We start from the raw sequence: 14,417 nt of genomic DNA on the forward strand, positions 1-14,417 counted from the left end.
TGCACAGAAGCCCGTCCCGCTATGCAACGGGGCGGGCTTCCGTTGTCTTTGTTAGTTATCTTGCGAGACGGTAAACGGTAGTATTGCCGAGCTTCTCGGGGCGGAAGTTGTCCCTAATCCAGGATGAGATGGCAGTGGACACCAAATCAGGTGACTGCACCTGCAGCAATGCTTCCTGCTGCACGAAAAAACAAATGTCTCCGCTGGCCACGTGTTCCTTGAACTGATCAAGTGTTGGGGAGGGGTCGGTCCCCGCGAATCCGCCCACCGGCATCACGGGGCGCCCGGACTCCAATTGCAGCCGCGCCGCCGATTGGCTCGCGGAGCTCGCTGCGGCCCAAGTGCATCCCCGGGTCATACTTAGGGCGCTTACGACGGCGCTATCGGGCTGCCGGCCGAAGGCGATGTCGTGGCCCCACTGGAGTTCGTTATTTTTGAGTGATGCGAGAAGGTGGCTTATCCCAGCGGGGTTTTTCGAAGGGAGACCCGACAGGGGATTGGAACCAGTGAAGCCCAGTGTGACATTATGAATCGAAGTCAACACTGGACCGCAGAGTAGTGCTATCGCGAGCAACCCGGCAGCAACTGCTTCAACGGTCTGTGCGGGTGGCCGCAAAATCAAAGCCGCAATCGCACTAAGCCCGATGCCTAGCACGGCAATTGGCATCCAGGCCGGCCACCCTAGAGTGCCTTGGAGAATAAGCCAAGACGATATGAGCCCGATCAATGCGACGAAGGCTCCGAGTAGGCGCGGTAGCGGTGAGCAACGGCCTGTCACCACATAATCGAGTGCCAAGCCGAGTGTTAGTGCCAAGGGTGGGGCTAAGGCGGCTGTGTAGTAGGTATGTATCTGGTTACCCATGAAACTGAGCAGAACATATGCGGTCAGTAGCCAAATCGCTGACATTAGGAACAGCGCCTTATGGGCGGGTCGCCATTGGACAATTCTCTTCCACATGAGGAGCGTGATGACGATGGAGGAGAGTGCCGCAAAGAGCAACCACGATGCTTCTTGATTGTAGTTTGCATTGAGGAGCCGGAAAAGCCCTGCGTCGCTTTGAACTGAGCGGTAGGTGGCCGGAACTTGCATTGCGTTGGGTACCACACCGCCGCCAGTTATACGGTCAATTCCGTTGTAGCCCAAGGTCAGCTCGAGAACGCTGTTGTTTGGGGAGCCCCCGATGTATGGGCGGCCGCTGGCGGGAATCAAATCAACGATTGTCATCCACAGGCCGCCAGTTAATACGAGTGCACCCGCTCCCACGACGACTGTCCGAATGCGTTGAAGCCATGGCTGCGGGCTGTAGATCATGTAGGCCATACCCAAGCCGGGAAGGCTTAGCATTCCCTGTAGTTGCTTGGTCATGAAGGCCAGGCCCAGCAATACGCCAGCCGCCACAAAAGGCAGTGCGCGCCGCGATTCAATTGAGCGGAGCACAAACCATAACGCCCCCACCATCAACAGCAGCATCAGCGGATCAGGGTTATTGTAACGGGACATGAGAGTGACGATTGGAGTAGTGAAGAAGACTGTGGCACCAAAAAGTGCGGCGGCGCCCCCGACACATCGCTTGAGGATTGCGTAGATCAGTAGCGTGCTCCCGAGGCCCATGAGCACCTGGGGAAGCAGCATGGCCACTGGATTGAACCCAAATATTCGGACGGAAATACCCATAATCCAGAGACTCAGAGGTGGCTTGTCCACTGTTATGGAGTTTCCCCAATCCGAGGATCCAAAAAAGAAGGAGGTTGCATCCATAAGCCCCGACTGAACGGCTGCGCTATAGAAGTAGTTAGCCCATCCATTGATGCCGAGGTCCCAGCAATAAAGGGTGGCGTTCGCTGCAAGAACTGCTAAAAGTGTGGGACGTTCCCAGAGCGGATCTTGAGAGCGTCCGCGCCAGAAATGCTGGAGGGATGCAACTATCCTGGCGAAGAGTATTAGAGGTTTGAGTGCGGCTAGCTTGCTTCTATCCTTGGCCGCGGAGATCGTAGAGACTGACACCGTCCACCACCTCCGCCCGGAAATTGTTGCGGACCCAATCGGTAATGTCTTGGACTTCCGCGCTCAGACCACCGCGGTCAAGCAGCTCCTGAGGCAATATAAAGTAGCCAACCTGGTTCTCCGACACTAGGCTTTTAAATTCTTTCAGCGTTGGGGAGGGATCGCTTCCCAGCCATCCTCCCAGTGGAATGACTGGCCGACCGGATTCAAGCTGATAGAGGGCGGCATTCTGGGCCGTGAAGGTTGCTGCCCCCCATTTTTGATTAGCTGTGTGGGTTTTGACTAGTTCTGTCACTTCTGGGACTGCAACACCTAGTGCCGTTTGCTGTGCCCACCGGATCTCACCCTTTCTCAAAGCCGCCATCAGTCTGGACAAGGAGCCTGTATCACTCCCTGCCGGCCCCGACATTGGGTTGGTGCCCCACTGAGGAGTTGCCATGGTGAAAAGATTAGTGCCGACGGGAGCGGCCAACAGGCTGCATGCGAGGATGCCCGAGACGAGAAGATCAGGGCGACTCCTCACGCTCGGTAGAATCCAAAGAACGGCTGCGATCAAACCGAGCGCAGAAATGCTTATCCACACCCACAAGGGCCATTCGCCGCTGTATTCCATGACCCTCAGCTCCATGTACACCGAGGAACCCAAGAGAACAGCCCCTAGCACGCGAAGAATCGCTCTATCACGAAGTCTCCAGAGGGAAGAAAGCCCCAAGGCTACTGTCATAGCAAGAGGTGCACCCAGGGAGTACGTGTAGTAGGTGTGGATCATCGTCCCCATGTAGCAAAGCACGAAAAGTGCCGTGCCGAACCAAGTAACCGAAACTACAACTAGATTCCGCTGCCTGCTGCTCAAATCAAGCGTGCGATGCAGGACGACCAGGACGACGCTGCAGAAAATCCCCGTGACGAGCAACCATGCGATTTCCTGCGCGAAGTTACCATTCAGAAGCCGAGGGAGGCCCCCAATGAACTCAACCGCATCGTTTCCATTGGCGGACGCTTTGTTACCTGCAGAGTTCAAGGGAATCTGAAGAAAGCGCGCCAATCCGTTGTAATCCATCGTGAGTTCCAAGGCGCTGTTACTTGCGGAGCCTCCGATGTAGGGACGATCAGCAGCGGGCATGAGGTCCACGGTAAGGAGCCACGCGACCGACGTCGCAAGAAGCGCTCCCAATGCAATCAGCCCTTGCTGCAGCCGTTGCCGGAACTGACCTTGACCCAAGGCAAGTATGGATATTCCGAGCGCCGGCACAACCAGAAGGGCCTGAACTTGCTTCGCCATGAAACCGAGCCCCAAAAGGAAGCCTGCTAAGGCAAAAGTCCGCAGCTTTGGGGACTCCATCGCCTTCAGAGTTATGAATACGGCCGATACAGTCAAAAAGCCCATCAGGGGTTCAGGATTGTTGAAGCGCGACATGAGCATGACCACGGGCGTGGTTGCGTAAGCAGCCGTACAGAAAAGAGCAGTGCGGGGTCCGAAGCCACGTCGCACCAAGCGGTACATTAGGTAGCAGGTAGCCAGGCCCATCAGGGCTTGGGGAGCCAAGATGCTCCAGCTGCTGAGGCCGAATATTCTAACAGAGAGGGCCATAATCCAGATGCTCAGGGGCGTTTTATCAACCGTAATGAGGTTGCCCCACTCAAAAGAACCGAAGAAGAATGCTTTCCAGTCTTGGGCCCCCGCCTGTGCGGCCGCTGCATAATAAGGATTGGCCCACCCGTTCGCGTCTAGCCCCCAAAGGTAGAGTGCGGCAACGGCTGTCAGCAGACCAAAGAGAGCCACCCGCTCCCAAGATTCGGTTCGATCAGGGCCGCGCCATAGCCGTCGCATAGTGGATGAGTATTTGAAGCGACCTATAGCAGGCGCTAACGGTGCCATCCCGGATTTCTCATCAACGCTCCGCGCGGGAACTTCGTCACGATGGAGCAGACGGCTCACCGGATGCCTCCGTTGACTGTGAGAACACGCACAGCACCTATTGCTAGGCTCTCCTCGTCTCGTCGTGCGCGGAATACCCAGAGTCGCAGTAATACGAACCGCAACAGGGTGGCGACAACATTTGCTCCGGTGAGTACCAAGAGTTCAAGACTTGGGAAAGGATCTGAGTTCACGGCGTGGAGTATCAGCAGGGATGACGAAGTGATTGTCCATGCCAGCAAGAAGACGATCAGCCCCTGAAGCTGCTGCGTAAAGATCCTTGCTGGCCCGCTGATACCGAAGGTGAATCTACGGTTCGCCGCTGTATTTCCCACCGCTGTTAGCAGAAGTGCCAGGAAGTTCGCTTCTTGGGATCCAAAAGGCCCCTGCATCGCGAGGTAGAGAAGCGCGAAAGCCAGGGTCGAAGCGATCCCCACGAGGCCGAATCGCAGCACCTGGCCAAAGAAGCTCGGGCGCCCCACCTGAGCCAGTGGCCGGCGCCCTAGTTCAGCGTAAATTGCCTGGACGGGGATGAGTCCCTTCACTAGGGAGGTACCTACACGAACCATCCCACGGAGGTCGTCAAGAGCGGTCTGTTTGATATCGACACGGCTATCAGGGTCGTCAACCCAATCAACTGGAATCTCGTGAATTCTTAAACCGGATCGTTCAGCGATGATCAGGAGTTCGGTATCGAAGAACCAGCCGTTATCTTCCACATGCGGAAGAAGGCGGTGCGCTACGTCGGCGCGTATCGCTTTAAACCCGCACTGAGCATCTGAAAACCGCACCTGCATAGTGCGGCGGAGCAGGAAGTTATAGGACCGTGAAATGAACTCCCGCTTAGGCCCCCGGCTTACTCTCGAATTTTGCCCCAACCTGGTGCCGATTGAGATGTCGGAGTGGCCCGATAAAAGTGGGGCGACCAGTGGCGGAAGCGCGGCAAGATCGGTAGACAGATCCACGTCCAGGTATGCCAAAACCTTGGCTTCGGATGCGCTCCAGGCATCTCTCAGTGCCAGGCCGCGTCCCTTCGTTTCAAGGCGGCGGTAATCGACGTTGTCCAAGTGCTCGCTGAGTCGAGCGGCAATCACCGGAGTCATGTCGGTGCTTGCATTATCGGCGATGGTAATTTTCCACGTCGACGGCATTTCATTCGTCAGATATTCGGCGAGCCTTGTGATGCTGCGTTCGAGTACCGCTTCTTCGTTGTAGACCGGTACTACAATTTCGAGCGCCAAGCCCCCATAGCTAGGTGTCATGCATGGATCGTAGGGGCCGCTAAATAGGCGTGGCGAGGGTTTAGAGCAAAGACAGGTAGCAACGAAAAAAAGCAGGTAGTCCCAGTAATTGGCCGAGGCAACAGGCAGGTACTCACCAAGTAGATCCGGGCCAGAAGGAGTCGCCTACGCAGGTTCCCATGCACCGATCCTCTACACTTGACCGGTGTCTAGATTATTTGGAACTGATGGTGTCCGGGGGCTGGCCAACGGCCTGCTGACAGCAGAACTGGCCCTGCAGCTGGCCCAGGCGGCCGCCGTCGTGCTCGGTCACGACCGCAACTCCAACGGCTCCCGGCCGCGCGCCGTGCTGGCCCGTGACCCGCGCGCCAGCGGTGAGTTCATCGCCGCCGCCGTCGAAGCCGGCCTCTCCAGCTCAGGCATCGACGTCTACGACGCAGGCGTCCTGCCCACCCCCGCAGCCGCCTACCTGGTGGCAGACCTGGACGCCGACTTCGGCGTCATGATCTCCGCCTCCCACAACCCGGCGCCGGACAACGGCATCAAGTTCTTCGCACGCGGCGGCCAGAAGCTGCCCGACGAGGTGGAGGACGCCATCGAAGCCCAGATGGGCAAGGAAGCCGTCCGCCCCACCGGCGCCGACGTGGGCCGCATCCAGCGCTTCTCCGACGCCGAGGACCGGTACATCGTCCACCTGCTCCGCACCCTCCCGCACCGCCTGGACGGCCTCACCGTGGTGCTCGACTGCGCCAACGGTGCCGCCAGCGGATGCTCACCCCAGCTCTTCAAGGACGCGGGCGCGGACGTCATCGTCATCGGCGCCGATCCGGACGGCCTGAACATCAACGACGGCGTCGGCTCCACGCACCTCGGCCCGCTCAAGGAAGCCGTGGTCAAGTACGGCGCCAACCTGGGTATTGCCCACGACGGCGACGCCGACCGCTGCCTGGCCGTGGACCACGAGGGCAACGAGGTGGACGGCGACCAGATCATGGCCATCCTCGCCGTCGCGCTCAAGAAGTCCGGCAAGCTCAAGAACGATGTCCTGGTGGCCACCGTCATGAGCAACCTCGGCCTCAAAATCGCCCTCCGCAACGCCGGTATCACCATTGTGGAAACCGGCGTGGGGGACCGCTACGTGCTGGAGGGCATGCGCGACGGCGGCTACAACCTGGGCGGCGAACAGTCCGGCCACGTCATCTTCGCCGACCACGCCACCACCGGCGACGGCCTCCTCACCGGCCTGCAGCTCGCCGCGCAGGTGGCCCTGACGGGAAAGGCCCTCAAGGAGCTCTCCACCGTCATGACCAAGCTCCCGCAGGTCCTCATCAACGTCAAGGGTGTGGACCGCAGCCGGGTGGGCAGCAGCGACGTCCTGGCCCAGGCCGTCGCGGCCGCGGAGGCCGCGCTGGGCGAAACCGGACGTGTCCTGCTCCGTCCCTCCGGCACCGAGCCCGTGGTCCGCGTCATGGTGGAGGCCGCCGACGAAGAGACGGCCCAGTCCATCGCCGAGCACCTGGCCCAGGTGGTCCGCACCGAGCTCGCATTGGAACTCGTCAGCGAATAACGGGAAACAAGCCCTGCTTCATGGCGCTGCGCTTTTTCATCAGCTCGCGTATGAGCAGGAGGACGGCCAGAGCCTGTATTGCTGAAGCGATGAGTAGTGGCCAGAGGTAGCGGTTGCCGCTGAAGTAAAGGACATAGACTGCAAGTCCTGTGCTGGCAAATATGACCGGAACCCAGCGCAGACTGCTGTTACGAATCAAAACGAGTGAAAGTACTTCGGCGGCGAAGAAGTAGCGGTCGTGCATTTGCGGCAACAGGAATGGGCAAACGGCAAGGACGCATAAAGCCAATAGGATCCTACTTTCAGGAGAATCCGGAGCATGCCAGTAGGCGAGAGCAATCCCGGAGAGGGCCACCGAACATGCGATTAGTGCCGGGATTCTTCCTGCCTCCGCTGTTACACCAGGAAACCATTCGTATATGTTGGCTGCGCCAGCGACCAGTCGGTCTTCACCAGTCTGCTTCAGGTAAATGCCCAATGTGCTAAGTAGCGAGCGACCGAACAGTATTGGTGGAAGGCTGAGTGCTGCCCAAATGCCCATGGCGAAAACCGGACTTATGATACTGACTCTATTGCGCAGCGAGACCAGAACGAGTGCTGGCAGGAAGAAGACAGACTGTAACTTGAACGCCAGAGCGACCGCCCAAAAAAGCCACGCTCTCCGTGCGTCGTTCCGGAGGAGATAGCTGAGCGAGAGCAGGAGGAAAGCCGCATAAAACGAGTCGCACTGCCCCCACATCGCGGCATTCAGGAGCACCGTGGGGATGAAGAGTGTGACTACCGCTGCGGTTGCAGGTTCTAGACCCGACGGCCGGTAACGGCGTACGAGGTGTGCCATTGAGAGCGCCAGGAGAATATCACCAATCAATGAAACGGTTTTGATTGCATATAACGGCTCAATGGGTAGAAGGCTGGCCGTATACATCAGGAATAGGTAGGGAAAGTTGTAATTCGAGAACTCTCCGCCTAAAGCTTCGGCGCTGTGATTTCGGTACTCCTGCATCCACGGCAGGAGATAGATCGCAGCGTCTTCGCTTACGTATGGAAGCATAAGGACTCGCGCGAAGGCGGCAATTAGAAGAGACATAGCAACGATGCGTCTGCGACGTGATGTAGTTGATGAAGCCAACAGTCCCCACGGTAATTGCCCCATTGCGCAATCATTGAGTGCTCGGGCCGAGGTGTCAATGAAAAGCGGCCACCTTTATCTTGCAAGCAAGAAGAAGTGGCGCGCCTCCAAAGGGAGGCGGGCCACTTTGCGGTTAACGTTCGGGTCTAGAGTGCGCGTTCCCTCAGCGCATCCCGGATCTCGGTCAGCAGCGCAACCTGCGGATCCTCGGCAGCGTCCTTCTTCACGTCCTTGTTGATCCCCAGCCGCCGGTTGCGGCGCTCAATCATGATGTTCATCGGCATCACCACCACAAAGTAGATGGCTGCCGCGATCAGCAGGAAGTTCACCACGGCGGTCAGCAGGACCCCGAACTCGATGGCGTTGCCGTTCAGCTCCACCCTTGCGAAGCTGTCGAAGTTGGGCGCACCCACCAGGCCGGAGACGAAGGGCATCAGCACCTTGTTCACCAGTGCAGTCACCACCGCGCCGAACGCGGTACCCATGACGACGGCGACGGCAAGGTCAACCACGTTGCCCTTCATAATGAAGTTTTTGAATCCACTAAGCATGGAAACCAACCTAGCGCACCGGCATTACAGGTACGCGGGCGCCGCCTCCAGGCCGAAATATTCTTCCAGGGTGCCGACGCCACGGTTCGCCATGTCCGTGGCCGCCTCCACGCCCACGTACCGCAGGTGCCACGGCTCGTAGTAGTACCCCGTGATGGGGTGCAGCATCCACGGGTACCGCACCACGAAGCCGAAGCGGTGCCCGTTCGCCTTCGCCCAGGACGCCGCGGGCTGGTCGGCAAAGCATGGCTGGAAGCTGCAGGCACCCCCGCCGTCCCCGATGTCGAACGCCCACCCCGTCTGGTGCTCCGAATGGCCGGGCCGGGCACTGGCCGTGTCGGCGTCGGCCTGTCCCCGTGCGGCAACGTACCCGTTGTAGGTGGTCACCTGGGTGCTGTACGAGCGGTAGCCGCTGACCAGGACCATCGCCACGCCGTCCTGCGCGGCCGCCGCGAACATCGCCTCGGCCGCGGCCGCCGTCGTACTGTTCAGCAGCGCCGCCTCGCCAGCGGCAGAGATGGCGACGGCGGGTTGGACCAGGTCGGCCGGAACAAAGTCCACGGGCGCGAGGGGCCGGTGCTTGTTCACGATGACCCACTGGCTGGCCGGATCATCAAGCGAAAACTGCCGCGCCAAGGTGGCCGACGGTGACGGCGTGGGGGACGGCACCTCGGGTGACTGGCCCACGGTGGCGGCTTCCGCCGTCGGGCCCGCTGACGCGGTGACGGCAGCAGGGGAGGGGGACGCGGAGGAAGCAGCGGACGACGGCGGCGCAGCCTTGGGTGCCTCAGGCGTGCAGGCTGCCAGGACAGTCAGCCCGGCCCCCGCTGCCAGGAAACGGGTGAAGCTGCGCCGGCTGGGGGACCCGCATTGGTAGCACACCTGTGCTAAACCTTCCGGAGGAGCATGCGGCGGATGGAGTGGTCCGCCTCTTTAGTCAGCACCAGCTGTGCCCGGCCCCGCGTGGGAAGGACGTTCTCCTCCAGGTTGGGCTCGTTGATCCGCTTCCAGATGTCGCGGGCGGTGCTTTCGGCTTCGTCGTCGGACAGCGTGGCGTAGCGGTGGAAGTAGGACTCCGGCTGTGCGAACGCGGTGCTCCGCAGCTTCCGGAACCGGTCCACGTACCACTCCTCGATGTAGGAGGTCTTGGCGTCGACGTAGATGGAGAAGTCAAAGAAATCGCTCAGCGCCAGGCCCTGGCGGCCGTCATGCCGCGGCCGGGCCGGAGCCAGCACGTTCAGGCCTTCCACGATCAGCACGTCGGGGCGGCGGACCACCACTTCCTTGTCGGGAACGATGTCGTACGTGACGTGGGAGTACCAGGGCGCGCGCACTTCCTCGGCGCCGCCCTTGATCTCGCTCACGAAGCGCAGCAGCGCACGGCGGTCGTAGGACTCCGGAAAGCCCTTCCGGTCCAGCAGCTGCCGGCGCTTGAGCTCGGCCAGGGGATAGAGGAAGCCGTCCGTGGTGATGAGCTCCACATTGGGGGTGCCCGGCCAGCGGCGGAGCATCTCACGCAGCACGCGGGCAATGGTGGACTTACCCACGGCAACGGAGCCGGCCACGCCGATCACGAAGGGCGTGCGCTGGGTCTGCTCACCCAGGAACGTGGTGGTGGCCGCGTGCAGCTGCCCCGCCGCTTCGACGTACAGGTGCAGGAGCCGTGACAGCGGCAGGTAGACATCCCTGACTTCGCTGATGTCCAGGGGATCACCGAGCCCGCGAAGTCGCAGCACGTCCTCTTCATTAAGGGGCTGTTCCATCTGGGCTGCGAGCCGGGACCAGGTTTGCCGGTCCAGCTCCACGAACGGCGAGGCACCCTCCCCGTTCGCTTCATTGCGTTGCGAAGTCACGGTAAAGATTCTGCCCCGCGCCCGGCCCATCACGAAATGACGCTCCTGCTCAGCGCGGCGGCGCACGTCACGTGGGCTGTTCAGGACGGCGTGCCGAACGGGCTGCCGGTTTAGAGCAACAGCCACGCTGCCGATAGTCTTGTGCCTATGTGTGGAATCGTGGGATACGTAGGCCGTCCGGTTGACGGTGCAATTAACGGTCACAGTGCCCTGGATGTTGTCCTTGAAGGACTGCGCCGCCTGGAGTACCGCGGTTATGACTCGGCCGGGGTGGCGGTGGTGTCCCAGGGCGCCATCGAGTCCCGGAAGAAGTCAGGGAAGCTGAGCAACCTGATCGCCGAGCTGGAGGCCCGCCCGTTGCCGGAGTCGGTGACCGGTATCGGCCACACCCGCTGGGCCACGCACGGCGGCCCTACGGACCGCAACGCGCACCCGCACCTGGCTGACGGCGGCAAGCTGGCCGTGATCCACAACGGCATCATCGAAAACTTCGCCGAGCTCAAGCTTGAGCTGCTGGAAAAGGGCGTCACGTTCCTGTCCGAGACGGACACCGAAGTCGCTGCGGCCCTGCTCGCGGACATCCTCCGCAACAAGCTGGGCGGGGACACCGCCAACGGCGGCCTGACCCACGCCATGGAGCTGGCCTGCCAGCGCCTGGAGGGCGCCTTCACGCTGCTCGCCGTGCACGCTGACCAGCCCGACGTCGTCGTGGCCGCCCGCCGCAACTCACCGCTGGTGGTGGGCCTGGGCGAGGGCGAGAACTTCCTGGGCTCGGACGTGTCCGGGTTCATCGACTACACCCGCCGCGCCGTGGAGCTGGGCCAGGACCAGATCGTGACCATCACCGCGGACACGGTGGAGATCACCGATTTCTACGGCAACCCCGCCCAGGGCAAGGAATACCACGTGGACTGGGACCCGGCCTCAGCGGAAAAGGGCGGCTTCTCCTCCTTCATGGAGAAGGAAATCCATGACCAGCCCGACGCCGTGGCGCAGACCCTGCTGGGACGATCGGACATCAAGGGCAAACTGACCCTGGACGAGCTCCGCATCGACCCGGAACTGCTCAAGCAGGTGGACAAGATCATCGTGCTGGCCTGCGGCACTGCGGCCTACGCGGGCATGGTGGCCAAGTACGCCATCGAAAACTGGTGCCGGATCCCCACCGAGGTGGAGCTCGCGCACGAGTTCCGCTACCGCGACCCGATCCTGAACGAGAAGACCCTGGTGGTCTCCATCAGCCAGTCCGGGGAGACCATGGACACGCTGATGGCCGTCCGCTACGCCCGGGAACAGGGCGCCAAGACCATCTCCATTTGCAACACCAACGGCTCCACCATCCCGCGTGAATCCGACGCCGTGCTCTACACGCACGCAGGCCCGGAAATCGCCGTGGCGTCCACCAAGGCGTTCCTGGCGCAGATCACCGCCGCGTACCTGCTGGGCCTGTACCTGGCCCAGCTGCGCGGAAACATCTTCTCCGGCCAGATCAAGGACGTCCTCGCTGACCTGAACAAGATCCCCGCGAAGATCCAGACCATCCTGGACAACGCCGGGCCGCTGCGCGAACTGGCCCGGTCCATGGCCAACGAGAAGTCCGTGCTGTTCCTGGGCCGGCACGTGGGCTACCCCGTGGCCCTCGAGGGCGCGCTGAAGCTCAAGGAAATCGCGTACATCCACGCCGAAGGCTTCGCCGCCGGTGAGCTCAAGCACGGCCCCATCGCCCTGATCGACGAAGGCCAGCCGGTCTTCGTGGTGGTCCCGTCACCGCGCGGCCGCGACTCCCTGCACTCCAAGGTGGTCTCCAACATCCAGGAAGTCCGCGCCCGCGGCGCCCGCACCCTGGTCATCGCCGAGGAAGGCGACGAAGCCGTCAAGGCCTACGCCGAGTACGTCTTCTACGTCCCGGAAACCCCCACCCTGCTCATGCCCCTGCTGACCACCGTGCCGCTGCAGATCTTCGCCGCGGAACTGGCAGCTGCCAAGGGCTACGACGTGGACCAGCCCCGCAACCTCGCCAAGAGCGTCACCGTCGAATAACGGCCGCCAGCAGAAAGCCCCAGACCTTACGGCCTGGGGCTTTCTGCTTTAACACGCCCATGCCAAAACCACCTGTTGCGCTGATGGCGGACAAACGCAATATCCCGTCCAAACCGCGGCGTGCGCCGGCTTGCCGCCAGGACCGCCCCCGTAGAATGAACCGCATGATCGTTGGCATTGGGGTAGACGTAGTAGACATCGAGCGGTTCGGCCGCCAGCTGGAACGAACACCGGGCCTGAGGGACCGCCTGTTCGTGCCGGCGGAGCGCGAACTGAACACCCGCTCGCTGGCAGCCCGGTTCGCCGCGAAGGAAGCCGTGGCCAAGGTCCTGGGCGCCCCTGCCGGCATGAACTGGCAGGACTGCTGGATCGGCCTTGACCACAACGGACCCACCGTCCAGGTCAAGGGGACCGTCCTGGCGGTTGCCGAGGCCAAGGGCGTCAAGCGCTGGCACCTTTCCATCAGCCACGACGGCGGCATCGCCACGGCCACGGTCCTGGCCGAAGGCTGACCCGGCCGCCGCATGATCAGCGCCTACACCGGAACGCAGGTCCGGGCAGCCGAGGAACCCCTCCTGGCTGCCGGACTGGGAGACACGCTCATGCAGCGCGCCGCGCACGGACTGGCAAGCGCCGTCGTCCATGAACTCACGTCCCGGGGCCGCCGCCTGAACGGCGCCCGCGTGGTGGTGCTGGCCGGCAAGGGCAATAACGGCGGCGACGGCCTCTACGCCGGCGCCTTCCTTGCGGCCCGCGGAATGCGTACGACGGCGGTACTCACCGGGGATGCGGCCCATCCTGCTGGTCTGGCCGCTTTTGAGCGCGCGGGCGGCCGGGTGCACCGGCTCACTGATGCGGCACTTCCGGAACTGGCGGCGGAAGCTGCCGCGGCCGACGTCGTCATCGACGCCGTGCTGGGGACCGGTGCCAAGGGCGGGCTGCGTGGAAGTGCCGCTGACCTGGTCCAGGCAGTCAGTGACGGAAACAGGCGCGGCCTCGTGGTGGCCTGCGATCTTCCCAGCGGCGTGGACGCCGATACCGGCGAGGCTGCCCTTCCTGTCCTGCCGGCAGACGTGACCGTCACCTTCGGGGGAGCGAAGGCCGGCCTGCTGGCGGACCCCGGCGCTGACTACGCCGGGCGCGTCCTGGTGGTGCCGATCGGGATTGCGGAGCACCTGCCGCAGCCGTCCCTGCGCCGGCTCGAGGACGCCGATCTGGCACACCTCCTGCCGCTGCCCGCACGGCGCGCGCAGAAGTATTCCCGCGGCGTGCTGGGCGTGGTGGCCGGCTCCGAGGACTATCCGGGAGCCGCAGTTCTGGCATGCCGGGGCGCCCTCGCCGCAGGAGTGGGCATGGTGCGCTACCTGGGTCCGCCGTCGGTGGCAGACTTGGTCCGGCAATCCTGTCCGGAGGTGGTGTGCAGCACCGGGAGCGTGGCTGACAACCGTGTCCAGGCCTGGCTGGTGGGCTCCGGCATGGGCCCGCAGGACCACGACCAGTTGGCCCGCGCGCGTGACGCCATCACGTCCGGCCTTCCCGTCGTTGCGGACGCCGGCGCACTGCCCGCGCTTCCCGAAACCCTGGCCCCGCACGTGGTGCTGACGCCGCACGCGGGGGAGTTGGCATCGCTGTTCCGGCGTCTGGGCGGCGGCGAGGACCGCGAGGCGGTGGAGGCGGGGACGCTCGCCGCTGTCCGCCAGGCGGCCGGCCGCACCGGAGCCACCGTCCTGCTCAAGGGTGCCAGCACACTCGTGGCCGCGCCCTCGGGCGATACCTTCAGCCAGGCGGACGGTACGCCCTGGCTCGCCACTGCCGGCAGCGGGGACGTCCTGGCCGGCGTCATCGGTGCGCTGCTTGCCCAGGCAGGGCCCGACGTCGGGCGCTTCAGTGAGGCGGGCATCGCGGCGGAGAGCCGGTGGGCTGCCATCGCCGCCCTTGGCGCCGCCCTGCACGGCAGTGCCGGGCGTGCAGCGTCGGAGGCGGTGTCTGGCGGTCCCATTACCGCCGGTGGGGTGGCGAATGCCATACCCGAAATTTGGGGTAAAGTCAGCATGCTTAGTAAACATGGAGCCTGGAAACGTAATAGTCACAGCCAGCCACTACGGTAGGCATT

The 14,417-nt window shown here is 62.5% G+C and carries 11 protein-coding genes; 4 read left to right on the forward strand and 7 right to left on the reverse strand.

Annotated elements, in window-relative coordinates; all coding sequences use genetic code 11:
* Positions 1–55 precede the first annotated feature (55 nt).
* The 3 genes from ASG86_RS12045 to ASG86_RS12055 are packed head-to-tail and all read right to left on the reverse strand — an operon-like array spanning position 56 to position 5,185.
* Entirely contained in the window at positions 56–2,005 is a 1,950-nt protein-coding gene (locus ASG86_RS12045) for an ArnT family glycosyltransferase (protein WP_156386181.1), read from the reverse strand.
* Positions 1,971–3,944: an ArnT family glycosyltransferase gene (locus ASG86_RS12050; RefSeq protein WP_235565169.1), complete on the reverse strand. Its 1,974-nt coding sequence runs from the start codon at positions 3,942–3,944 to the stop codon at positions 1,971–1,973. The genes ASG86_RS12045 and ASG86_RS12050 overlap by 35 nt, the downstream gene beginning before the upstream one ends.
* Positions 3,941–5,185: a bifunctional glycosyltransferase family 2/GtrA family protein gene (locus tag ASG86_RS12055; protein ID WP_056334363.1), complete on the reverse strand. Its 1,245-nt coding sequence runs from the start codon at positions 5,183–5,185 to the stop codon at positions 3,941–3,943. Before ASG86_RS12055 ends, ASG86_RS12050 begins: the two co-directional genes overlap by 4 nt.
* Positions 5,186–5,369: 184 nt before the next feature.
* On the opposite strand from ASG86_RS12055, the gene glmM reads away from it, so the two are divergent.
* Complete coding sequence (gene glmM / locus ASG86_RS12060) at positions 5,370–6,731, forward strand: phosphoglucosamine mutase (protein ID WP_056334365.1); 1,362 nt, start codon at positions 5,370–5,372, stop codon at positions 6,729–6,731.
* Here glmM and ASG86_RS12065 read toward each other — a convergent pair.
* The 4 genes from ASG86_RS12065 to coaA form a co-directional block, all read right to left on the reverse strand.
* A complete protein-coding gene (locus tag ASG86_RS12065) occupies positions 6,721–7,818 on the reverse strand; it encodes a hypothetical protein (RefSeq protein WP_056334368.1) in 1,098 nt (365 codons plus the stop codon). The two genes, glmM and ASG86_RS12065, sit on opposite strands and share 11 nt — an antisense overlap.
* A gap of 188 nt (positions 7,819–8,006) precedes the next feature.
* On the reverse strand, positions 8,007–8,411 hold the full coding sequence (gene mscL, locus ASG86_RS12070; RefSeq protein WP_056334372.1) for a large conductance mechanosensitive channel protein MscL: 405 nt from the start codon (positions 8,409–8,411) through the stop codon (positions 8,007–8,009).
* A gap of 24 nt (positions 8,412–8,435) precedes the next feature.
* Entirely contained in the window at positions 8,436–9,293 is an 858-nt protein-coding gene (locus ASG86_RS12075) for a M15 family metallopeptidase (RefSeq protein WP_056334375.1), read from the reverse strand.
* A 5-nt stretch (positions 9,294–9,298) separates the two neighbouring features.
* Positions 9,299–10,294: a type I pantothenate kinase gene (gene coaA, locus ASG86_RS12080; protein ID WP_200946263.1), complete on the reverse strand. Its 996-nt coding sequence runs from the start codon at positions 10,292–10,294 to the stop codon at positions 9,299–9,301.
* A 117-nt stretch (positions 10,295–10,411) separates the two neighbouring features.
* On the opposite strand from coaA, the gene glmS reads away from it, so the two are divergent.
* The 3 genes from glmS (at position 10,412) to ASG86_RS12095 (ending at position 14,412) form a co-directional block, all read left to right on the forward strand.
* On the forward strand, positions 10,412–12,304 hold the full coding sequence (glmS, locus tag ASG86_RS12085; protein ID WP_056334382.1) for a glutamine--fructose-6-phosphate transaminase (isomerizing): 1,893 nt from the start codon (positions 10,412–10,414) through the stop codon (positions 12,302–12,304).
* Between the two features lie 164 nt (positions 12,305–12,468).
* The gene (locus ASG86_RS12090) at positions 12,469–12,816 is read left to right on the forward strand and encodes a holo-ACP synthase (RefSeq protein ID WP_013601780.1); all 348 of its coding nucleotides are present in this window, start codon (positions 12,469–12,471) and stop codon (positions 12,814–12,816) included.
* A 12-nt stretch (positions 12,817–12,828) separates the two neighbouring features.
* On the forward strand, positions 12,829–14,412 hold the full coding sequence (locus ASG86_RS12095) for a bifunctional ADP-dependent NAD(P)H-hydrate dehydratase/NAD(P)H-hydrate epimerase (protein WP_056334386.1): 1,584 nt from the start codon (positions 12,829–12,831) through the stop codon (positions 14,410–14,412).
* Positions 14,413–14,417: the final 5 nt, after the last annotated feature.

Source organism: Arthrobacter sp. Soil764 (assembly GCF_001428075.1).
Classification (GTDB): domain Bacteria; phylum Actinomycetota; class Actinomycetes; order Actinomycetales; family Micrococcaceae; genus Arthrobacter.